The sequence below is a fragment of the Streptomyces sp. NPDC002734 genome (assembly GCF_040295685.1).
GTDB lineage: Bacteria > Actinomycetota > Actinomycetes > Streptomycetales > Streptomycetaceae > Streptomyces.
On record NZ_JBEOVU010000036.1, the window covers coordinates 1 to 20,766 of the forward strand.

The following is a 20,766-nucleotide window of genomic DNA, read 5'->3' on the forward strand; positions in this document are numbered from 1 at the left end:
ACTGCAGGGGGGACCCTGTGGGAGAGTAGGACGCCGCCGAACAAATATTGGGAAAGCCCCCGCACCTTGTGCGGGGGCTTTCCGCATTTCCGGAGGATTTCCGGAGAAGATGCACGAGGAGACACAAGAAGGGGGGTGCCCGACCGGGCACCCCCCTTCTTCGTTTTCTAGAGCCGTCCCGCCGCCTTGAGGGCGAGGTAGGCGTCGGCGAGGGCCGGCGCGAGGTCCTCGGGGGCGGCGTCGACGACCGTGACGCCGTGACGGCGGAGTTGTTCGGCGACGTGGTGGCGTTCCTCGCGGGCCTGGGCGGCCGAGGCGGCGTCGTAGACGGCCTCGACGCTGCCTCGGCCCTCGGCCATCTCGGCGACGTGCGGGTCGGCCACGGAGGCGACCAGCAGCGTGTGCTGCTGCGTCAGGCGGCTCAGCACCGGCAGCAGGCCCTCTTCCAGGGGTGCACGGTCCAGGGCGGTCAGGAGGACGATCAGGGAGCGACGCGGGGCCGCGGCCACGGCCGTGGTGACGAGCCCTCGTGCGTCGGTCTCGACCAGTTCGGGCTCCAGGTTGGCCATCGCCGCGACCAGCGAGGCGAGCAGGTCGTCGGCCGTGTGGCCCTGGACGCGGGCCCGCACCCGGCGGTCGTAGGCGAGGAAGCCGACCCGGTCGCCGGCCTTGGAGGCCAGGGCGGCCAGGAGAAGGGCCGCGTCCATCGAGGAGTCCAGCCGGGGTGCGTCGCCGACGCGTCCGGCCGAGGTGCGTCCGGTGTCGAGGACCAGGTGCACGTGACGGTCCCGCTCGGGACGCCAGGTGCGGACGGCCACCGACTGCCGGCGTGCGGTGGCCCGCCAGTCGATGGACCGGGTGTCGTCCCCGGGGACGTACTCGCGCAGGCTGTCGAACTCGGTGCCCTCACCGCGGGTGAGGACGCTGGTGCGGCCGTCCAGTTCGCGCAGACGGGCGAGCTTGGACGGCAGGTGCTTGCGGCTGTGGAACGGCGGCAGCACGCGCACCGACCACGGCACCTCGTGACTGCCCTGACGGGCCCACAGTCCCAGCGGCCCGTAGGAGCGGACGGTCACCCGGTCCGGGGAGCGGTCGCCGCGCCGGGTGGGGCGCAGCCGGGTGGTGAACCTGCGGCGTTCGCCCGCGGGGACGTCGAGGACGTGCCGTGAGGGGTCGCCGCCCGGGGTGTCCGCGTGGCCGGCGCCCGCGGTGTGGGCGTCGGCGGGCCAGATGCTGGGCGGCCAGGCGTCCCTCAGGCGGCCCTTGAGGGGCCGGCGGGAGGGGTTGGTGACGGTGAGGGTCACCTCGGCGGTGTCGCCGAGACGGACGGAGGTGTCGCCGGAGCGGCTCAGACGCAGGCGCCGGACGGGGGCGGCCAGCGCGAAGTCGCAGGCACAGGCCGCCGCCAGGGTGCCGTTCACGGCGAGGACGCCGGTCCAGCTGGGCTCCAGCAGGCCGACCGGGAGTGCGCCGATGGCCGCCAGGAGGGCGGCCCGTCCGGTGAGCGCCATCAGCGCGGCACCGGGACCTGGGCGAGGACGGCGGTGATGACGGAGTCCGCGGTGACACCTTCCATCTCGGCCTCGGGCCGCAGCTTGACCCGGTGGCGCAGGGTGGGAAGGGCGAGGGCCTTCACGTCGTCGGGGATGACGTAGTCGCGGCCGGTGAGCCAGGCCCAGGCGCGGGCGGTGGAGAGCAGTGCGGTGGCGCCGCGCGGGGAGACGCCGAGGGCCAGGGACGGCGACTCGCGGGTGGCGCGGCAGACGTCGACGACGTACGCGGCTATGTCGGGGGAGACGGTGGTCTTCGCGACGGCGGCGCGGGCGGCCTCGATGTCGGCGGCGGAGGCCACCGGGCGCAGTCCCGCGGCGGTCAGGTCGCGCGGGTCGAAACCGGAGGCGTGCCGGGTGAGGACGCCGATCTCGTCGTCGCGGGAGGGCAGCGGCACGGTGAGCTTGAGCAGGAAGCGGTCGAGCTGGGCTTCCGGCAGCGGGTAGGTGCCCTCGTACTCGACGGGGTTCTGCGTCGCGGCGACCAGGAACGGCTCGGGCAGCGGGCGGGGCGTGCCGTCGACGGTGACCTGGCGCTCCTCCATGGCCTCCAGGAGGGAGGACTGCGTCTTGGGAGGGGTGCGGTTGATCTCGTCGGCGAGCAGCAGGTTGGTGAAGACCGGGCCGGCCTGGAAGGAGAACTCGGCGTTGCGGGTGTCGTAGACCAGCGAGCCGGTGACGTCGGCGGGCATCAGGTCGGGGGTGAACTGGACGCGCTTGGTGTCCAGTCGCAGGGAGGCCGCGAGGGAGCGGACGAGGAGGGTCTTCGCGACGCCGGGGACGCCTTCGAGGAGGACGTGGCCGCGGCAGAGCAGGGCGACGACCAGGCCGGTGACGGCGGGGTCCTGGCCGACGACGGCCTTGCCGATCTCTGCCCGCAGGCTCTCCAGGGCGGCCCGCGGGTCGCCGGTGGGCGCGGTGGTGTCGGCGGTGGGCTGCCAGGAGCCGGGGGTGATGTCGGCGGTCGGGTCCGTCATGGACGGCTTACCTCTCTTTCGAGGGCGTCGAGTCGGTCGGCGAGGGAGACGAGGGCCGCGTCGTCGCCGGGCGGCGGGCCGAAGAGGAGTTCCTGGAGGGCGGCGGCCCGCGTGGGGTCGCCGATGCGGGCGGCCACGGCGGGCAGCAGGGCCTCCGCGGTGTGGGCGCGTGCGACGGGCACGCCGGTCAGCGGGGCCAGGCGCAGGCGGGTCGCCCCGCGCAGCGCTTCGGCGGCCCGGTCGCGGGCCTTGGCCGCGTGGTAGAGGCGGGCGCGGCCCTCGGTGGTCTCCGAGGCGCGAACGACCACGGGCAGCGGTTCGGCGACCAGGGGGCCGAAGCGCCGGCCGCGCCAGAAGGCGGCCGCGGCGGCGGCGATCAGCAGCTGGAGGGCGGCCCACTGCCAGGAGGCGGGCAGCAGGGAGCCGACCTGGGACATGCCGTCCTGGTCCGCCTCGGCGACGTCGGCGAGGGAGGGGATGTACCAGACGAGGTCGGGCCGGGAGCCGAGGAGGCCGAGGGCCAGGGAGGCGTTGCCGTGCTCGGCGAGGCGCTCGTTGGTCAGGAAGGCAGGTGATCCGACGACCACCGTGTCGCCGCCGGTCTTCGTCGGGGCGTCGGACGGGAGGCGGACCAGGGTGGGCAGGCCGTCGCTGAGGTAGCAGGAGTCCGCCTTCTGCGCGGTGACGCGGTAGCGGACGCCGGTCGTCTCGGCGTCGCCGGCCTGTTCGGCTGCGGGCAGGGCGCAGGAGGGCTCGGCGGTGTCCTCGAAGGCCGGGGTGGTGTCGGCGGCGACGCCGGGGGCCAGGGGGCCGGTGGAGACCTCCGGGGCCAGCAGCACCAGGTTGCTGCCGGTGGCGGTGGCGGCGTCGCGCAGGGAGCCGGCCTGGGTCTCGGTGAGCAGATCGGGGACGGCGACCAGCAGGGTGGTGTCCGGTCCCATGGCGGAGGTGGCGTCGTCGAGGGTGGTGACGGTGCGGGTCTCGACGCCGTGGTCGCCCAGCACCTCGGCGACGGCCTTCGCCCCGCCGGCGCTCGGGGAGCGGGGGTCGAGCGGGCCGTTGTTCCCCGAGCGGGCCGCGGCCATGACGATGCCGGCGACGACGAGGACGGCCAGGACGAGCAGGATGCCTCGTCCGCGGGTCCACAGCTGGCGGGCGGTGGGCGAGGTGGAGGTGCCGCCCTCGGGACGGTGCGCGGTGGCGGGCGAGGTGGAGGTGCCGCTCTCCGGACGGTGCGCGGTGGTGGTCATTCGGCGGCTCCCGGGCTGGTCCAGCCGGCGCGGGAGGCCGTCGCGGCGTCGGCGAGCAGGGGAGTGGTCCTGCGCAGGTCGGCGTCGAGGAGGGCGGTGCGCCGGTAGGTGTCCTCGGTGGCGGTGCGGCCGCCGTAGGTGACGTCGTCGAAGTCGCGGGCGGCGGCGTGCAGTCGGTCCGCGTGGCCGGGGAGGACGCGGCCGGCGTCGGCGGCGGCCTCGTCCGCGGTGCGGCCGGGGCGGACGTCGAGCAGGGTGCGTTCCTCCAGGGAGCGGACCAGGGCGCGGGTGTGCTCCTGGACGGCGCGGGTCCAGTCGCCGCGGGCGGCTGCCTCCTCGGCGGCCGTGCGGTGTGCGGCGGCGCTGCGCGGGCCGTCGGCGAACAGCGCGTCCTGCGCGGCGGCCGCCGGGCGGCGTCCGGGCAGGCCGAGGCGCACGACGAGCAGGACCAGCAGCAGGAGCACCGCCCCGAGGAGCATCCAGAGGCCGGTGTGGCCTCCGGGCGCGAGGGAGGAGGCCCGGTCGAAGAGGTCGGAGACGGCTTCGCCGAGCCACCGCAGGGCGCGCTCGAGGAGGCCGGGGTCGTCCTGGTGGTAGATGCCCTTGGACAGCTCCCTCTCGGCCTCCTCCCGCGCGGGGCCGCGCGGGAGGGTGACCGGAGGGCCGTCGTCGGACGTGGTGTGTGCGGAGGCCGCGACGAGCGCGGCCGTTCCCCCCGCCCAGCTCACCGCATCAGCTCCCCGTGCCGGTGGCGGCGCCGGTCGCGCGGGCGAGCTCCAGGTCGAGCGCCTCGCGGCGGATGCGGCGGTCGATGTAGAGGAGCACGGTGACGCCGGCGGCGAAGGGCAGGGTGATCGTCTGGGCGATCACGCCGCCGATGCTGGTGAACACGTAGTAGGTCGCCCCGAAGGAGTCGAGTTCGCCGCCGAAGTACGAGCTCGGCGAGAAGCCGTCGAGGATCATGCCCAGCACCTCGAACGGCATCTGGACCATGAAGGCGAGCATCCAGGCGATGAGCGAGGCGAGCAGCTGGATGCCGAAGATGCGCCACCAGGAGCCCTTGACGAGCTTGGCGGAGCGGGTCATCGACCGGAACACGGGCTGCTTCTCGAGGATCAGCGCCGGCGAGGCGAGGGACCACTTGAAGTTGAGCCAGGTCACCAGCGGGAGGGAGGCGAAGAGGCCCAGCATGATCAGCAGGAACCCGGCGGGCCGGGCGTCCTCGGAGATCAGCAGGAGGCTGCCGGGGAGCATGCAGCCCACGACCACGGCGACGAGGATCGTCGGGATCAGGACGGTGAGCCCGACGAGGCGGAAGAACTGGGGCTTGGAGGTCCGCCATGCCTGGCCGACCGTCGCGGGGCGGCCGAGGACCGCCTGGCTGATCACCGGGGTGAGCAGGGCGGAGGCCGCGGTGGTGCCGAGAAGCATGACGACCACGGCGACCAGGTAGACGGCGCCCGTCGCGGCCATCAGGCCGGGGAGGTCCTCGGCGTCGACGGCGGCCGGGTCGGAGCTGAGGGTGTTCAGGTCGTCGAGGAGGCTGAGGGCGCCGAGGAGCGACAGGGCCTGGGTGATCAGGGCGACGACGAAGGAGATGCCGAGGACGGGGCGCCAGTAGGTGCGCATGGTGGCGATCGCGCCGTCGAGGATCTCGCCGAGGCCGAGCGGGCGGAGCGGGACCACGCCGGGCTTGGGGGCGGGCGGGGGTCCCCACCCGGGCCCGGGCGGCCCGTAGGGAGCGCCGCCGTAGGGAGCGCCGTAGGGAGCGCCGCCGGGCGGGGCGCCGCCGTAGGGTCCGCCGCCGTACGGGGCTCCGTGCTGGGGTGCGCCGGCGTGGGGCGCGCCCTGTGCGGGAGCGTCCTGGTACGGCCCGCCCTGGTGCGGTACGCCGGGGCCGGGCTGGGGCGCGGCGGCGGGCGGGGGCTGCTCCTTGGACCACTGAGGACCCTGCTCGCCGCTGGGGTCGCCGGCCGGAGAGGATCCGGGCGAGGTCCAGCCCGGCGAGTCGTTCATGGTCGCTCCTTCAGGGTGCTGCCGCGATCGCGGCGCAGGTCAGGTCATCGTGCCATGTGCACGCCCGGGGGTGGACGGGGTGTGAACGATCGGGACGGGACCGAGACAGGACGGTGCGCGGAGCCGTGATCGCCTTACTGGCGCGGCCGTTTCGGGGAAGACTGACGGCATGGCTGATCACGGCGTGCGACCTGACGGCAGCGGACGGACCGACGGCATACCCCTGATCCCGGCGCTTCGCTGGGAGGAGCCCCCGGAGGGGCCGGTGGTGGTGCTCCTGGACCAGACACGGCTGCCGGCCGAGGAGTCGGAACTGATCTGTACGGACGCGGCCGCGCTGGTCGGGGCGATCCGTTCGCTGGCGGTGCGCGGTGCGCCGCTGCTGGGGATCGCGGGCGCCTACGGGGTGGCGCTGGCGGCGGCGCGCGGGTTCGACGTGGAGCAGGCGGCGGGGGCGCTGGCGGGCGCCCGGCCCACCGCGGCGAACCTGGAGGGCGGGGTGCGGCGGGCGAAGGCCGCGTACGACGCCGCGCTGGCCGCGGGAGGCGGCCCGGACGGCGCGGCGAAGGCGGCGCTGGACGCGGCGCGGGCGCTGCACCGGGAGGACGCGCGGGCCTCCGAGCGGATGGCGGAGCTCGGTCTGACGCTGCTGGACGAGCTGCGGCCGGGCGGCGGGCACCGCATCCTGACGCACTGCAACACCGGTGCGCTGGTGTCGGGCGGCGAGGGCACGGCCTTCGCCGTGGCGCTGGCCGCGCACCGGGTGGGCCGGCTGCGGCGGCTGTGGGTGGACGAGACGCGGCCGCTGCTGCAGGGCGCGCGGCTGACGGCATGGGAGGCGGCGCGGCAGCGGATGGCGTACACGCTGCTCGCGGACAACGCGGCGGGCTCGCTGTTCGCGGCCGGGGAGGTGGACGCCGTGGTGGTGGGGGCGGACCGGATCGCGGCGGACGGCTCGGTGGCCAACAAGGTGGGGACGTATCCGCTGGCGGTGCTGGCGCGGTACCACCATGTGCCGTTCGTGGTGGTGGCGCCGTGGACCACGGTGGACGTGCACACGCCGGACGGGGCGTCGGTCGAGGTGGAGCAGCGGGCCGGGCGGGAGGTCACCGAGGTGGGGGGCGTGGTGGTCGCGCCGCTGGGGACACAGGCCCACAACCCGGCGTTCGACGTGACGCCGCCTGAGCTGGTGACGGCGATCGTGACGGAGCGTGGCGTGCTGTCACCGGTGACGGCGGAGGGGATTGCCGCGTTGCAGGGCGGCGCGTAAGGTCCGGCGGCGCGCAGCGCGTACGGTTCGTCGTACGAACGGCTTGTCCCGGACACCGATAAGCGGTGACGGACACACGTGACCTCGCTCACCAAGCGTCCCGGTCACCGTTATCGGAATGGGATGATGTGGTTTATGAAGGGACGAGTCCTTGTCGTCGATGACGACACCGCACTGGCCGAGATGCTCGGGATCGTGCTGCGTGGAGAAGGCTTCGAGCCGGCCTTCGTGGCCGACGGCGACAAGGCGCTGGCCGCTTTCCGGGAGGCGAAGCCCGACCTGGTGCTGCTGGACCTGATGCTGCCCGGACGGGACGGCATCGAGGTCTGCCGGCAGATCCGGGCCGAGTCCGGCGTGCCGATCGTGATGCTGACCGCGAAGAGCGACACCGTCGACGTGGTCGTTGGCCTGGAGTCCGGGGCCGACGACTACGTGGTGAAGCCGTTCAAGCCGAAGGAGCTGGTCGCCCGCATCCGGGCCCGGCTGCGGAGGTCGGAGGAGCCCGCTCCCGAGCAGCTGACCATCGGCGACCTGGTGATCGACGTGGCCGGGCACTCGGTGAAGCGGGACGGCCAGGCCATCGCGCTGACGCCGCTGGAGTTCGACCTGCTGGTCGCGCTCGCCCGCAAGCCGTGGCAGGTGTTCACCCGTGAGGTGCTCCTGGAGCAGGTGTGGGGCTACCGCCACGCCGCCGACACCCGCCTGGTCAACGTCCATGTGCAGCGTCTGCGTTCGAAGGTCGAGAAGGACCCCGAGCGCCCGGAGATCGTGGTGACCGTGCGTGGCGTCGGATACAAGGCGGGGCCGAGCTGACATGCCCGGGGCTCTGCTCGCGGGCGGGCTGCTGCAGGGCGGCGTCCAGGGCAGTCCCATCCTGAGGCTGCTGCTGCGCTGGGTCCGCCGGCCGTTGCTGCCCGTCATACGTCTGTGGCGGCGCAACATCCAGCTCAAGGTGATCGTCACCACGCTGCTGATGTCGCTCGGCGTGGTGCTGCTGCTCGGCTTCGTGGTGATCGGGCAGGTCCGCAACGGCCTGCTCGACGCCAAGGTGAACGCCGCGCAGAGCCAGGCCGCCGGCGGGTTCGCCGCGGCCAAGACGCGGGCCGACGAGGAGGCCGGCCGGGCGTCCGGCACCGGCGCGGCCGACGTGCCGGGGGAGGGCGAGGCGGCCGGATCGGGCCCCATTCCGTGGACCACCGACCTGCTCGACTCCTTGTCCAGCGGCGGGCAGGGCGCGTACGACGTGGTGATCCTGCCGGTCGCCGACACGTTCGGCAGCCCGCGTTCCTCGGGCACCGTCGAGGCCGAGGCGTCCATACCCAAGGCCCTGAGCCAGCGCCTGGAGGACAGCTCGCTGGCCGCGCAGAGCTACACGCGGGTCGTCTACAAGGAGGCCAGGGCCTCCCAGCCGGCGCTGGTCATCGGCAAGCAGATCATCGACCCCGAGGGTGAGCCGTACCAGCTGTACTTCCTCTTCCCGCTCACCCAGGAGGAGAAGTCGCTCAGCCTGGTCAAGACCACGCTGGCGACCGCCGGGGTGTTCGTGGTGGGCCTGCTCGGCGCCATCGCCTGGCTGGTGGTGCGCCAAGTGGTCACGCCGGTGCGGATGGCCGCCGGGGTCGCCGAACGGCTGTCGGCGGGCCGGCTCCAGGAACGGATGAAGGTCACCGGCGAGGACGACATCGCGCGGCTCGGCGAGGCCTTCAACAAGATGGCGCAGAACCTCCAGCTGAAGATCCAGCAGCTCGAGGAGCTGTCGCGGATGCAGCGCCGGTTCGTCTCCGACGTCTCGCACGAGCTGCGCACCCCCTTGACCACCGTGCGGATGGCGGCCGACGTCATCCACGAGGCGCGGGAGGACTTCGACCCGGTGACCGCGCGTTCCGCGGAGCTCCTGGCGGACCAGGTGGACCGGTTCGAGTCGCTGCTCGCTGACCTGCTGGAGATCAGCCGGTTCGACGCGGGCGCGGCGGCCCTGGAGGCCGAGCCGACCGACCTGCGGGACGTGGTGCGGCGGGTGGTGGGCGGCGCCGAGCCGCTCGCCGAGCGCAAGGGCACCCGGATACGTGTGGTGGGCGACCGGCAGCCGGTCGTCGCCGAGGTCGACGCGCGGCGCGTGGAGCGCGTGCTGCGCAACCTGGTCGTCAACGCCGTCGAGCACGGTGAGGGCAAGGACGTGGTGGTGCGGCTCGCGTCGGCGGGCGGCGCCGTCGCCGTCGCGGTCCGCGACTACGGCGTGGGTCTCAAGCCGGGCGAGGCGACCCGGGTGTTCAGCCGCTTCTGGCGGGCCGACCCGGCGCGTGCGCGTACCACCGGCGGCACCGGTCTGGGGCTGTCGATAGCCCTGGAGGACGCGCGGCTGCACGGTGGGTGGCTGCAGGCGTGGGGCGAGCCGGGCGGCGGTTCGCAGTTCCGGCTGACGCTGCCGCGCACCGCGGACGAGCCGCTGCGGGGTTCCCCGATACCGCTGGAGCCGCGCGACTCGCGGCAGTCCCGCCGTGCCCGTGAGGCGGCGCGGGCGCAGCAGCCGGTGACCGTGGACGGCGTGACCTCGTCGTCGGCGCAGGGCGGGGGCCGGGCCACGGTGCCCGTGCAGCCCGCCGGTGACCGGCTGCCGCCGCGGGGGACGCAGGTGGCCCGGCGGCCCGGTCCCGCGGCCGACCCGGCGGCGCTGCCGGGCGACAGCGCGCGGGTGGTGTCCTGCCCGTCGGTTCCGGTGCAGCCGACGGCGGGGCGGGCGGCGTCGGTCCTGTCCTCCGCCGCGGCGGAGGACGGTACGGACCGCCCGGTGGACGGCAGGACGTCCGCTGCGGCGGAGGAGAGGCCGTCCGCTGCGGTGGACGGCGGGGCGGACGGCGGCGCGGACGCCGCGGGTCCGGACCGGCGGGGATCACGGCCGGGAGCACCGGCGGAGCAGGAAGAGGCGACTCGTGGGGGCTGACACCTCTGTCACGGCCGAGCGGGCCGGCAGGGCCGGCGGAGGGGTTCGTGCGGCCCGCCGCCGGGGACCGGGGCGCGCGGCGGTCGCCGCGGCGTGCGGCGTCGCGCTGCTCGCCGGATGCGCCTCCATGCCCGACAGCGGCGACCTGCGGGACGTGCAGTTGAGCCAGCGGCAGGACGCGCAGGTGCGGGTCTTCGCCGTGCCGCCGCGCGAGGACGCCCGGCCGTTCCAGATCGTTCGCGGTTTCCTCGAGGCGCTCACCAGCGACGACCTCGGGTACGAGACGGCGCGCAAGTACCTGACCCCCCGCTCCGCCCGCACCTGGCGGCCGGAGCTGTCGACGACCGTCCTCGCCAGCGGCCCCCTGCCGGAGCCCAGCCGTTCCGACCGGTGGGAGAAGAACGCCGACGAACTGAACTACACGCTCTCCGGCACCCGGGTGGCCGCGGTGGACGCCCAGCAGGCCTACGCCCCGGCCGACGGCGACTACCAGGAGGTCGTCACCCTCAGACGGGACGCCAAGTCCGGACAGTGGCGCATCGACCGGCTGCCCCAGGGCATCGTGATGGGCCAGTCCGACTTCCACCGCAACTACACCTCCGTCAGCCGGTACTACTTCCCCGCGTCCACCTCCGACGGCGGCGGACGCCAGCACGTCGTCGCCGATCCGGTGCAGGTGCGCAAGGTGGACCCGCTGACCGGCATCGTGCGGGCGCTGCTGGCCGGACCCACCGACTGGCTCTCGCCCGCGGTGCGCACCCGCTTCCCCTCCGGGACCGCGCTCGGCGAAGGCGTCACCTCGCTGACCCCCGACGACGAGGGGAAGCTGACCGTCCCGCTGAACGCCGACGCCGCGGCCGCGGGCCACAACGCCTGCGAGATGATGGCGGCCCAGACGCTGCTCACCCTGCAGGGCTACTCCCCGACCGCGGTGAAGTCGGTCGAGCTGAAGTCCGGCGAGCGTCGTCTGTGCGGGATCGACGAGGAGAGGGCCGGGGCCTACGGGCCGTGGGGGGTCGAAGAGCCGCCGGCGTACCTGTACTTCGTGGACGGCCAGCACCGCCTGGTGCGGATCGACGCCGAGTACCGGGAGGTGCCGGAGCCGGACGACACCCCGGTCGAGGACTCCGGGCGGTCCGAGGAGGCGGGGGACCGCGACGCGGGCCGGGACGCCGATGGGGCCGATGGGGAGGACGTGGACCCGTCCGGCTCGCCCGGCGGCACCGCGGCCGAGGACGCCGCGCGGGCCGAGGCCGCCGGGGTCGAGCCGGTGCCCGGCGTGTTCGGCGCCGGTACGACCCCGCTGCGGTCCGTCGCGGTCTCCCGTGACGAGCGCACCGTCGCGGGCGTGCACCTGGACGGGAGCAGGCTGTACGTCGGCCCCCTCGGGGTGGACGGCGAGGACCTCGGGGAGCCGGTGCTGAAGAGCGCGGGCAGCTCCGAGCGCGACCGGCTGACCGCTCCCAGCTGGGACGCGCGCGGGGACCTGTGGATCGCCGACCGGGACCCCGGGAAGTCGCGGCTGCTGATGCTGCCCGGCGGCACCGGCAAGCCCGTGGAGGTGGCGATCCCGGAGCTCGAGGGCCGGGTGGAGGCCGTACGGGTGGCCGCCGACGGTGTGCGGATCGCGCTGGTGGTCGCCAAGGAGGACAAGCGGTCGCTGTGGATCGGCCGTATCGACCGGCGGAACGGCAAGGACGGCACCAAGAACCGGCTGCTCGTGTCGGTGGTGGACCCGCGCGCGGTCGCGCCGCGCTTCGAGGACGTCGCCGCGATGTCCTGGGCGGGCCCCGACCGGCTGGTCGTCGCCGGGCGGGAACAGGGAGGCGTCCAGCAGATGCGGTACGTCCGCGTCGACGGGTCGGCCGTCACCGGAATGGCGCCGGCCGCGCTGTCGGGCGTGCGGGAGATCGCCGCGTCGGAGGACGAGGAGTCGCCGCTGACGGCGTTCTCCGGGACCGACGGGCTGGTCCGGCTGCCGTCGGGGGCGCAGTGGAAGCAGATCGTCACGAAGGCCATGAGCCCGGTATATCCCGGCTGAGCGACTGACCCGGGAGTTTTTCACAGGGGCGAGGGGTGCGGGTGACGGTCGTCCGCACCCCTCGCGGAGTTTTCCACAGGCGTGCACGCCGATCGGTTCTCCGGCGCACAGTGGCCCCATGGACGACATGGACGGCCTGGACGGCCTGGGCGGCGTGGACGGCATGGACGACGTGAGGAACGGGCGGGGTCCGGCGAGCCTGTCGGGTCCCGGGGACTGGTGGCGGGCGCTGGCCGAGCTGGTGCTGCCGGGTGAGTGCGCGGGCTGTGGAGCGCCGCGGTCGACGCTGTGCGGGAGATGCCGGTGGGCGCTGGCACGGGGCTCGCCCCGGCCGGTGCGCCCCAGGGACGCGCCCGGCGGGCTGCCGCCGGTGTGGGCGGCCGTGCCGTACGCCGACGCGGTGCGGTCCGTCCTGCTGGCCCACAAGGAGCGCGGAGCGCTGCCGCTCGCGGGTCCGCTGGGCGAGGCGCTGGCCGCGGCGGTCCGCGCCGCCCTGCGCGGCGGGGCGGCTTCGCGGGACGGGCCGGTGGTGCTGGTGCCCGTGCCGTCGGCGCGGCGGGCGGTGCGGGTGCGCGGGCACGACCCGGCGCGGCGGATCGCGGTCGCGGCGGCCGGGGTGCTGCGGAGGTCGGGTACGCCGGCCCGGACCGCGGCGGTGCTCCGTCAGCGGCGGGCGGTGGCCGACCAGGCGGGCCTGGACGTGGCCGGGCGGCTGGCCAACCTTGCGGGCGCCCTGGAGATCCGGCCCGGCGGCGAGGCGCTGCTCGGGGCGGCAGGGCGGCTGCTGGTGGTGGACGACGTGACGACCACCGGGGCCTCCGTCGCCGAGGCGGCGCGTGTTCTGCGGGGCGCCGCGGAAAGGAAGGGAACGTGCGTTCCCTTTGCTGCGGCGGTCGTTGCGGCATCACCACTTTTCTTCCACTGAAACCGCGATCGATGGAAATTCTCCGAATGCCTCGCCTTGGTTGAATCGGTCAACTGAACGGGCGGTGACCAGCGGATACGGCAGGGTTAATTTGCTTGAACGGAGGTATGTGGCGGTAACGGGTGACGACATCCGGCCGGGCGAGATATGTTCGGTAGTGAGGGAAAAGGCGCAGGCCATGCCCCTCCTGTCGCAATGCCGAGCCGCGGGGACACCGCCCCGTCCCGGCCTCCCCGGGACGGATGACGCGCCCGTGGGGGAGGAGGAGGTGGAGTCACCGAGTCCGAGGTTCCGGAGGACATCCGGAACCTGGTGCTAATGGGAGATGATCCGCCGGTGAGGCGGGCGATCCGGGAACGGAGTTCTGCGTGGACATCGTCGTCAAGGGCCGCAAGACCGAGGTGCCCGAGCGGTTCCGTAAGCACGTGGCCGAGAAGCTGAACCTGGAGAAGATCCAGAAGCTCGACGGCAAGGTGATGAGCCTCGACGTCGAGGTGTCCAAGGAGCCCAACCCGCGGCAGGCCGACCGCAGCGACCGGGTCGAGATCACGCTCCGCTCCCGCGGTCCGGTGATCCGGGCGGAGGCCTCCGCCGCCGACCCGTACGCGGCGCTCGACCTGGCGGCGGAGAAGCTGGGCGCCCGGCTGCGCAAGCAGCACGACAAGCGCTACACCCGACGCGGCGCCGGCCGCGTCTCCGCGGCCGAGGTGGCCGCCCATGTGCCCGACGCCGCGACGCTCGACGCCACGGGCGCGGTGGTGCCCTCCGTCGAGGAGCCCGAGCCCGTGCCCACCAAGCGCATCGGCTCCCTCGAGGTCCAGGGCGACGGGCCGCTGGTGGTGCGCGAGAAGAACCACGTGGCCGCTCCGATGAGCCTCGACCAGGCGCTCTACGAGATGGAGCTGGTCGGCCACGACTTCTACCTCTTCGTCGACGCCGAGACCAAGGAGCCCAGTGTCGTCTACCGGCGGCACGCCTACGACTACGGCGTGATCCACCTTCGCACCGATCCGATGGTGGCCACCGGCGAGCCCTCCCCGGACGCGGGTGGGACGCTCGGCGGCTGAAGCCGCCCGGTGATGCCCCAGGTGCCCCTGGCGGGCGCGCGTGACGCGCCCCTCAGGGGCACCTGTGTGCGCCCCTGTGCCACGTGCGCGGTGGTGTGATCGACCCGCCGCCGGTCCGGGCATGGAATCATGGCGGCACGGCCCAACGGGCTGTTCACCGCCGCATGTTGACCGGGCGGCGGCTTGGACAGGCCTCAGCTCCATGGGGGAGGAACGATGGCGGACACCTTCGGACCGATGCGGGACGGGGGCGCCGGCGACAGTACGCCCGGCACCGAACCGGCCGCGGACGGAGGGCGCGAGGAGCCCATCCGGGTCCTGGTGGTGGACGACCACGCGCTCTTCCGGCGTGGCCTGGAGATCGTGCTGGCGGCCGAGGAGGACATCCAGGTCGTCGGGGAGGCCGGTGACGGCGCGGAGGCCGTCGACAAGGCGGCCGACCTGCTGCCCGACATCATCCTGATGGACGTCCGGATGCCCCGCCGCGGCGGGATCGAGGCCTGCACCTCCATCAAGGAGGTCGCCCCGAGCGCCAAGATCATCATGCTGACGATAAGCGACGAGGAGGCCGACCTCTACGACGCGATCAAGGCCGGCGCCACGGGCTATCTGCTCAAGGAGATCTCCACCGACGAGGTGGCGACCGCCATCCGCGCGGTCGCCGACGGGCAGTCGCAGATCAGCCCGTCGATGGCGTCCAAGCTGCTCACCGAGTTCAAGTCGATGATCCAGCGCACCGACGAGCGGCGGCTGGTGCCGGCGCCCCGGCTCACCGACCGGGAGCTGGAGGTGCTCAAGCTGGTGGCCACCGGGATGAACAACCGGGACATCGCCAAGGAGCTGTTCATCTCCGAGAACACCGTGAAGAACCACGTGCGCAACATCCTGGAGAAGCTCCAGCTGCACTCCCGGATGGAGGCCGTGGTCTACGCGATGCGGGAGAAGATCCTTGAGATCCGCTGACGGGCGCCGGGGTGTCCGCCGGTGCGGGCCGCGGATCAGGCCGTGAGCGCCGCGAGTTCGGCGGCCAAGGGCTCGCGCAGCTCCGGCGCGTCCACCCGCTCCACCCGCACGTCGGCGCAGTCCACCCAGCTCGCCGCCTCGAGCAGGGCGCGGGCGACGTCCCGCACCGCGCGGGGGCCGTCCAGGGAGACCTGCCGGGCCACCAGGGTGCGGCCGGAGCGGGCGGGGTCGACCCGGCCGACCAGTCGCCCGCCCGCCAGCACCGGCATGGCGAAGTAGCCGTGCACCCGGCGGGCCTTGGGCGTGTAGGCCTCCAGCCGGTGGGTGAAGCCGAAGATCCGCTCGGTGCGGGCGCGTTCCCAGATCAGGGAGTCGAACGGCGAGAGCAGCGTGGTGCGGTGGCGGCCGCGGGGCGCCGTCTCCAGGGCCTGCGGGTCCGCCCAGGCCGGGCGGCCCCAGCCCTCGACGGTGACCGGGACCAGGCCCGAGTCGCCGACCACCGCGTCGAACTGGTCGGCGCGCAGCCGGTGGTAGTCCGCGATGTCCGAGCGGGTGCCGACGCCCAGCGCCCGGCCCGCCTGGGCGACCAGGCGGCGCACGCACTCGGTGTCGTCCAGCTCGTCGTGCAGCAGGGCGTCGGGAACGGCGCGTTCGGCGAGGTCGTAGACGCGCTTCCAGCCGCGGCGCTCGACGCAGACCACCTCGCCGTACATCAGGGCGCGTTCCACGGCGACCTTGGAGGCGGACCAGTCCCACCACTCGCCGGTGCGCTTGGCGCCGCCGAGTTCGGTGGCGGTCAGCGGGCCCTCCGACTCCAGCTGCTTGATCACCTGGGCGTAGGCGCCCTCGGGAAGCTCGTGGTTCCACATGGGGCGGGCCCGGTAGGCGCGGCGGCGGAACGCGAAGTGCGGCCACTCCTCGACGGGGAGCACGCAGGCGGCGTGCGACCAGTACTCGAAGGAGTGGGGCCGGCCGTCGCCGTCCCGGCCCCAGTACGCCGACTCCACGGTCCCGCGGCCCACGGCGCCCAGGCGTGCGTAGGGCACGAGTTCGTGCGAGCGGGCCAGCACGGAGATGGTGTCGAGCTGCACCGCGCCGAGGTGCCGGAGTATGCCGCGCGCGCCGCCCCGGCGGTCGGGGGCGCCCAGCAGGCCCTGGGCGCGCAGGGCGATACGCCGGGCTTCGTCGGCGGAGAGCTCGGCGACGGGACGAGGACGAGAACTCGCGGACAGGGAGGCCATGACGGCACCTTAGAGGGCGGCGCCGACAGCCGGGGTCCGCTCGTCGAGGTCCGCGGGCAGCAGGGAGGCGATCCAGGCGTCGTGGCGGACGCCGCCGCTGACGATCGCCTGGCGCAGCACGCCCTCGTGGACGAAGCCGCACCGGTCGGCGACGGCGCGGGAGGCGTCGTTGCCGAGGCCCGCGCGCCATTCGACGCGGGCCGCGCCGAGGGCGTCGAAGGCCCAGCGGCACAGGGCGAGGGCGGCCTCGGTGACGTGACCGCGGCCGCGGTGCTCCTTCACGGCCCAGAAACCGAGCTCGAAGGTGTCCTGGCCGCGCGACTTCAGACCGAGGCAGGCGACGAGGTCGCCCGCGCCGCCGCGCCTGCCCGGGTCGGCGAGGAAGGCGCCGAAGACGTACTCGGCGCCCGAGACCCAGGCGGCGGGGGCGATCTTCCCGGCGAAGGTGCGGGCGTGCTCGGGCAGGTAGGGGGAGGGGACGCCGGTCCAGCGCTGGATCTCGGGGTCCTGGCAGGCCGCGAGGACGGCGCCGGCGTCGCCCGGGCCGACGGGACGCAGGAGCAGGCGTGCTGTGTGGAGGGTGACCGGTTCCATCGACCGATTGTGCGGTCCGCGGGACGGCGGGGACCACAGCATTTTCGCCCACAGTGATATCGGGGCCCGGGGGACGCCGTTTTCCGGCAATTCGGTCGTCCCGCGCGGCACTATCGGCCGCTCCCGCACGTTGTGTCCTGTTGGAAGCAGCTCGTGGCGGCCGTGCGTCGCGGGGCCCTCCGTTCCACCGGGGCGAAGCCAGACCTCCCGGCGTGGCGGGGTCCTCGCATACGATGGCCGTTGCTCAGCAGTACCAGCAAGCGACCGTCCCAGGCCCGACCGGCAAGGAGACCAGCCCCCGTGTCCGTCCTCTCGAAGATCATGCGTGCAGGCGAAGGCAAGATCCTGCGCAAACTGCACCGCATTGCGGACCAGGTCAACTCCATCGAAGAGGACTTCGTCAACCTCTCCGACGCCGAGCTGCGGGCCCTCACCGACGAGTACCGCGAGCGGTACCAGGACGGCGAGAGTCTGGACGACCTGCTCCCCGAGGCGTTCGCCACCGTGCGCGAGGCCGCCAAGCGCGTCCTCGGCCAGCGGCACTACGACGTGCAGCTGATGGGCGGCGCCGCCCTCCACCTCGGCTACGTCGCCGAGATGAAGACCGGTGAGGGCAAGACCCTCGTCGGTACCCTGCCCGCCTACCTCAACGCGATCTCCGGCAAGGGCGTCCACCTGATCACGGTGAACGACTACCTCGCCGAGCGCGACTCCGAGATGATGGGCCGGGTCCACAAGTTCCTGGGCCTCGAGGTGGGCTGCATCCTGGCGAACATGACGCCGGCCCAGCGCCGCGCGCAGTACGCCTGCGACATCACCTACGGCACGAACAACGAGTTCGGCTTCGACTACCTGCGCGACAACATGGCGTGGTCGAAGGACGAGCTGGTCCAGCGCGGCCACAACTTCGCGATCGTCGACGAGGTCGACTCGATCCTCGTGGACGAGGCGCGTACCCCGCTGATCATCTCGGGTCCGGCGGACCAGGCCACCAAGTGGTACGCCGACTTCGCCAAGCTGGTCACCCGCCTGAAGAAGGGTGAGCCCGGCAATCCGCTCAAGGGCCTGTCGGAGACCGGCGACTACGACGTCGACGAGAAGAAGCGCACGGTCGCCATCCACGAGTCCGGCGTCGCCAAGGTCGAGGACTGGCTGGGCATCGACAACCTCTACGAGTCGGTGAACACCCCGCTGGTCGGCTACCTGAACAACGCCATCAAGGCCAAGGAACTCTTCAAGAAGGACAAGGACTACGTCGTCATCGACGGCGAAGTCATGATCGTCGACGAGCACACCGGCCGTATCCTCGCCGGCCGCCGCTACAACGAGGGCATGCACCAGGCGATCGAGGCGAAGGAAGGGGTGCCGATCAAGGACGAGAACCAGACCCTCGCCACGATCACCCTCCAGAACTTCTTCCGCCTCTACGGCAAGCTCTCCGGCATGACCGGTACGGCGATGACCGAGGCCGCCGAGTTCCACCAGATCTACAAGCTCGGCGTGGTGCCGATCCCGACCAACCGGCCGATGGTCCGCAAGGACCAGTCGGACCTCATCTACCGCACCGAGGTCGCCAAGTTCGACGCGGTGGTCGACGACATCGCGGAGAAGCACGCCAAGGGGCAGCCGATCCTGGTGGGTACCACCTCGGTCGAGAAGTCCGAGTACCTGTCGCAGCAGCTGTCCAAGCGCGGTGTGCAGCACGAGGTCCTCAACGCCAAGCACCACGAGCGTGAGGCGACGATCGTCGCGCAGGCCGGCCGCAAGGGCGCCGTCACGGTCGCCACCAACATGGCCGGCCGTGGTACCGACATCAAGCTCGGCGGCAACCCCGAGGACCTCGCCGAGGCCGAGCTGCGGCAGATGGGCCTCGACCCGGAGGAGCACATCGAGGAGTGGGCCGCCGCCCTCCCGGCCGCCATGGAGCGTGCCGAGGCCGCGGTCAAGGCGGAGAAGGACGAGGTGGAGCGCCTCGGCGGTCTCTACGTCCTCGGTACCGAGCGGCACGAGTCGCGCCGTATCGACAACCAGCTCCGCGGTCGCTCCGGCCGTCAGGGAGACCCGGGCGAGTCCCGTTTCTACCTGTCGCTCGGTGACGACCTGATGCGTCTGTTCAAGGCGCAGATGGTCGAGCGCGTGATGTCCATGGCGAACGTGCCGGACGACGTGCCGATCGAGAACAAGATGGTCACCCGCGCCATCGCCTCCGCGCAGTCGCAGGTCGAGCAGCAGAACTTCGAGGCGCGTAAGAACGTCCTGAAGTACGACGAGGTGCTCAACCGTCAGCGTGAGGTCATCTACAGCGAGCGTCGCCGGGTGCTGGAGGGCGAGGACCTGCAGGAGCAGATCCAGCACTTCATGAACGACACCATCGACGCGTACGTCTCCGCGGAGACGGCCGAGGGCTTCCCCGAGGACTGGGACCTGGACCGCCTGTGGGGCGCGTTCCGTCAGCTGTACCCGGTGAAGGTCACCGTCGAGGAGCTGGAGGAGGCGGCCGGCGAGCGTGCCGGTCTGACCGCCGACTTCATCTCCGAGTCCATCAAGGACGACATCCACGAGCAGTACGAGGCCCGTGAGGCGCAGCTCGGCTCGGAGATCATGCGTGAGCTCGAGCGCCGGGTCGTGCTGTCGGTACTGGACCGCAAGTGGCGTGAGCACCTGTACGAGATGGACTACCTGCAGGAGGGCATCGGCCTGCGGGCGATGGCCCAGAAGGACCCGCTGGTCGAGTACCAGCGCGAGGGCTTCGACATGTTCACCGCCATGATGGAGGGCATCAAGGAGGAGTCCGTCGGCTACCTGTTCAACCTGGAGGTCCAGGTCGAGCAGCAGGTCGAGGAGGTTCCGGTCTCCGACGAGGCGCCGTCGCTGTCCAAGCAGGACGCCGTGCCGGCGGGCGCCCGCCCGGAGATCCGCGCCAAGGGCCTCGAGGCGCCGCAGCGGCCGGACCGGCTGCACTTCTCGGCGCCGACGGTCGACGGCGAGGGCGGGGTCGTCGAGGGCGACTTCACCAGCGACGGCGAGCCGGTGCGTTCCGAGGCGGACGGCCTGACGCGTGCCGAGCGCCGCAAGCAGCAGAAGGCGGCGGGGCGTCGCCGCAAGAAGTGACGCCGCACGGCGGGTGACCGCCGGGTGGTGACGACGAGGGGCCGGGTGCGTACAGCACCCGGCCCCTCGTGGCGTTTGCGGTGTCGCGGCCGGCCGGTCAGGGCCGCGCGAGGCGGTCGGCCAGGTGTTCCGCCAGGGAGACCGCCTCGGTGAGGGAGTCCACGACCGGCACGCCGGCCTCCTCCAGGCTGGCCCGGCTGTGCGAGCCGCCGGTGTACAGCACCGCGCCCGCCCCCGCGCTGCGGGCGGCCAGCGCGTCGTCGAGGGCGTCGCCGATGACGACGGTGGTGTCGGGGCGCACGCCGTGGGAGTCGAGGGCGGCGAGGTGGCGGACCATGTGCTCGGCCTTGGTGCCGCCGGAGGGGCCGTCGCGGCCGTCGACCCGCAGGAAGTGCGGCTCGATGCCGAACTCGCGGACCAGCGGCACGAGTTCGTCGTGGCCGTGCATGCTGAGGATCGACTGGCTGCGGCCGGCCGCGTGCCAGCCGTGCAGCAGCTCGCGGGCGCCCTCGGTGAGGTCGCAGGCGGTGACGTGGGCCTTGTAGTGGTGGTGGAACAGCCCGTCCATCACCTCCCACTCGCGCTGGGTGGGCATGCGGCCCATCAGCCGCTCGTAGAAGCGGGGCACCGGGACGCGGTACAGCGTGCGGTACTGCTCCAGCGTGATGGGCGCCAGACCGACCTCGGTGAAGGCGGCGTTGGTGGCCGCGATCGTGGCGTCCAGGTCGTGGAAGAGGGTGCCGTTCCAGTCCCAGACGATGTGCGGGCGGGGGCCGGTGGAGTTGGCGCCGGGGTCCGCCGCGGAACGGGGGGCGGGTAT

At 73.2% G+C, this 20,766-nt stretch carries 16 protein-coding genes; 8 read left to right on the forward strand and 8 right to left on the reverse strand.

All coding sequences use genetic code 11. The features are described from left to right. Positions 1 to 167 precede the first annotated feature (167 nt). From ABT026_RS26530 to ABT026_RS26550, 5 genes are read right to left on the reverse strand one after another with little or no spacing between them, the layout of a single operon-like run. A complete protein-coding gene (locus ABT026_RS26530; protein ID WP_351117666.1) occupies positions 168 to 1,511 on the reverse strand; it encodes a DUF58 domain-containing protein in 1,344 nt (447 codons plus the stop codon). Then, positions 1,511 to 2,527 (reverse strand): AAA family ATPase, encoded by a 1,017-nt coding sequence (locus ABT026_RS26535; protein WP_351117667.1) that lies wholly within the window; start codon positions 2,525 to 2,527, stop codon positions 1,511 to 1,513. The genes ABT026_RS26530 and ABT026_RS26535 overlap by 1 nt, the downstream gene beginning before the upstream one ends. Next, the gene (locus ABT026_RS26540) at positions 2,524 to 3,777 is read right to left on the reverse strand and encodes a DUF4350 domain-containing protein (RefSeq protein WP_351117668.1); all 1,254 of its coding nucleotides are present in this window, start codon (positions 3,775 to 3,777) and stop codon (positions 2,524 to 2,526) included. Before ABT026_RS26540 ends, ABT026_RS26535 begins: the two co-directional genes overlap by 4 nt. Continuing rightward, entirely contained in the window at positions 3,774 to 4,505 is a 732-nt protein-coding gene (locus tag ABT026_RS26545; protein WP_351117669.1) for a DUF4129 domain-containing protein, read from the reverse strand. Before ABT026_RS26545 ends, ABT026_RS26540 begins: the two co-directional genes overlap by 4 nt. Positions 4,506 to 4,509: 4 nt before the next feature. Next, entirely contained in the window at positions 4,510 to 5,793 is a 1,284-nt protein-coding gene (locus ABT026_RS26550; protein ID WP_351117670.1) for a glycerophosphoryl diester phosphodiesterase membrane domain-containing protein, read from the reverse strand. Positions 5,794 to 5,962: 169 nt separating this feature from the next. Here ABT026_RS26550 and mtnA point away from each other — a divergent pair, with 169 nt between their 5' ends. The 7 genes from mtnA (at position 5,963) to ABT026_RS26585 (ending at position 15,000) form a co-directional block, all read left to right on the forward strand. Beyond that, the gene (gene mtnA, locus ABT026_RS26555) at positions 5,963 to 7,063 is read left to right on the forward strand and encodes an S-methyl-5-thioribose-1-phosphate isomerase (RefSeq protein WP_351117671.1); all 1,101 of its coding nucleotides are present in this window, start codon (positions 5,963 to 5,965) and stop codon (positions 7,061 to 7,063) included. Between the two features lie 123 nt (positions 7,064 to 7,186). Further along, the gene (mtrA, locus tag ABT026_RS26560; RefSeq protein WP_351117672.1) at positions 7,187 to 7,876 is read left to right on the forward strand and encodes a two-component system response regulator MtrA; all 690 of its coding nucleotides are present in this window, start codon (positions 7,187 to 7,189) and stop codon (positions 7,874 to 7,876) included. A gap of 1 nt (position 7,877) precedes the next feature. After that, on the forward strand, positions 7,878 to 10,004 hold the full coding sequence (gene mtrB, locus ABT026_RS26565; protein WP_351117673.1) for an MtrAB system histidine kinase MtrB: 2,127 nt from the start codon (positions 7,878 to 7,880) through the stop codon (positions 10,002 to 10,004). Positions 10,005 to 10,131: 127 nt separating this feature from the next. Further along, on the forward strand, positions 10,132 to 12,045 hold the full coding sequence (locus tag ABT026_RS26570; RefSeq protein ID WP_351117674.1) for an LpqB family beta-propeller domain-containing protein: 1,914 nt from the start codon (positions 10,132 to 10,134) through the stop codon (positions 12,043 to 12,045). Positions 12,046 to 12,208: 163 nt separating this feature from the next. After that, positions 12,209 to 12,970 (forward strand): ComF family protein, encoded by a 762-nt coding sequence (locus ABT026_RS26575; protein WP_351117720.1) that lies wholly within the window; start codon positions 12,209 to 12,211, stop codon positions 12,968 to 12,970. A gap of 368 nt (positions 12,971 to 13,338) precedes the next feature. Continuing rightward, the gene (gene hpf / locus ABT026_RS26580; RefSeq protein WP_351117675.1) at positions 13,339 to 14,037 is read left to right on the forward strand and encodes a ribosome hibernation-promoting factor, HPF/YfiA family; all 699 of its coding nucleotides are present in this window, start codon (positions 13,339 to 13,341) and stop codon (positions 14,035 to 14,037) included. A 216-nt stretch (positions 14,038 to 14,253) separates the two neighbouring features. Beyond that, positions 14,254 to 15,000, forward strand: coding sequence for a response regulator (locus ABT026_RS26585; RefSeq protein WP_351117676.1), 747 nt, complete (start codon positions 14,254 to 14,256; stop codon positions 14,998 to 15,000). A gap of 35 nt (positions 15,001 to 15,035) precedes the next feature. Here ABT026_RS26585 and ABT026_RS26590 read toward each other — a convergent pair whose 3' ends face one another. Both ABT026_RS26590 and ABT026_RS26595 read right to left on the reverse strand, forming a co-directional pair. Further along, a complete protein-coding gene (locus ABT026_RS26590; RefSeq protein ID WP_351117677.1) occupies positions 15,036 to 16,241 on the reverse strand; it encodes a winged helix-turn-helix domain-containing protein in 1,206 nt (401 codons plus the stop codon). Between the two features lie 9 nt (positions 16,242 to 16,250). Continuing rightward, positions 16,251 to 16,835 carry a GNAT family N-acetyltransferase gene (locus ABT026_RS26595; protein ID WP_351117678.1) on the reverse strand — a complete coding sequence of 195 codons (585 nt, stop codon included), beginning with the start codon at positions 16,833 to 16,835 and terminating at the stop codon, positions 16,251 to 16,253. A 300-nt stretch (positions 16,836 to 17,135) separates the two neighbouring features. Here ABT026_RS26595 and secA point away from each other — a divergent pair, with 300 nt between their 5' ends. Beyond that, entirely contained in the window at positions 17,136 to 19,946 is a 2,811-nt protein-coding gene (gene secA / locus ABT026_RS26600) for a preprotein translocase subunit SecA (protein ID WP_351117679.1), read from the forward strand. A 97-nt stretch (positions 19,947 to 20,043) separates the two neighbouring features. Here secA and ABT026_RS26605 read toward each other — a convergent pair whose 3' ends face one another. After that, positions 20,044 to 20,766: an HAD family hydrolase gene (locus tag ABT026_RS26605; protein ID WP_351117721.1), complete on the reverse strand. Its 723-nt coding sequence runs from the start codon at positions 20,764 to 20,766 to the stop codon at positions 20,044 to 20,046.

Excerpts from the sequence above, each read along its gene's own strand:
- ABT026_RS26530 (WP_351117666.1), bottom strand. The coding sequence starts at position 1,511 with ATGGCGCTCACCGGACGGGCCGCCCTCCTGGCGGCCATCGGCGCACTC.
- ABT026_RS26535 (WP_351117667.1), bottom strand. The coding sequence starts at position 2,527 with ATGACGGACCCGACCGCCGACATCACCCCCGGCTCCTGGCAGCCCACC.
- ABT026_RS26540 (WP_351117668.1), bottom strand. The coding sequence starts at position 3,777 with ATGACCACCACCGCGCACCGTCCGGAGAGCGGCACCTCCACCTCGCCC.
- ABT026_RS26550 (WP_351117670.1), bottom strand. The coding sequence starts at position 5,793 with ATGAACGACTCGCCGGGCTGGACCTCGCCCGGATCCTCTCCGGCCGGC.
- mtnA (WP_351117671.1), top strand. The coding sequence starts at position 5,963 with ATGGCTGATCACGGCGTGCGACCTGACGGCAGCGGACGGACCGACGGC.
- mtrA (WP_351117672.1), top strand. The coding sequence starts at position 7,187 with ATGATGTGGTTTATGAAGGGACGAGTCCTTGTCGTCGATGACGACACC.
- mtrB (WP_351117673.1), top strand. The coding sequence starts at position 7,878 with ATGCCCGGGGCTCTGCTCGCGGGCGGGCTGCTGCAGGGCGGCGTCCAG.
- ABT026_RS26570 (WP_351117674.1), top strand. The coding sequence starts at position 10,132 with ATGCCCGACAGCGGCGACCTGCGGGACGTGCAGTTGAGCCAGCGGCAG.
- ABT026_RS26575 (WP_351117720.1), top strand. The coding sequence starts at position 12,209 with ATGGACGACGTGAGGAACGGGCGGGGTCCGGCGAGCCTGTCGGGTCCC.
- ABT026_RS26585 (WP_351117676.1), top strand. The coding sequence starts at position 14,254 with ATGGCGGACACCTTCGGACCGATGCGGGACGGGGGCGCCGGCGACAGT.
- ABT026_RS26590 (WP_351117677.1), bottom strand. The coding sequence starts at position 16,241 with ATGGCCTCCCTGTCCGCGAGTTCTCGTCCTCGTCCCGTCGCCGAGCTC.
- ABT026_RS26595 (WP_351117678.1), bottom strand. The coding sequence starts at position 16,835 with ATGGAACCGGTCACCCTCCACACAGCACGCCTGCTCCTGCGTCCCGTC.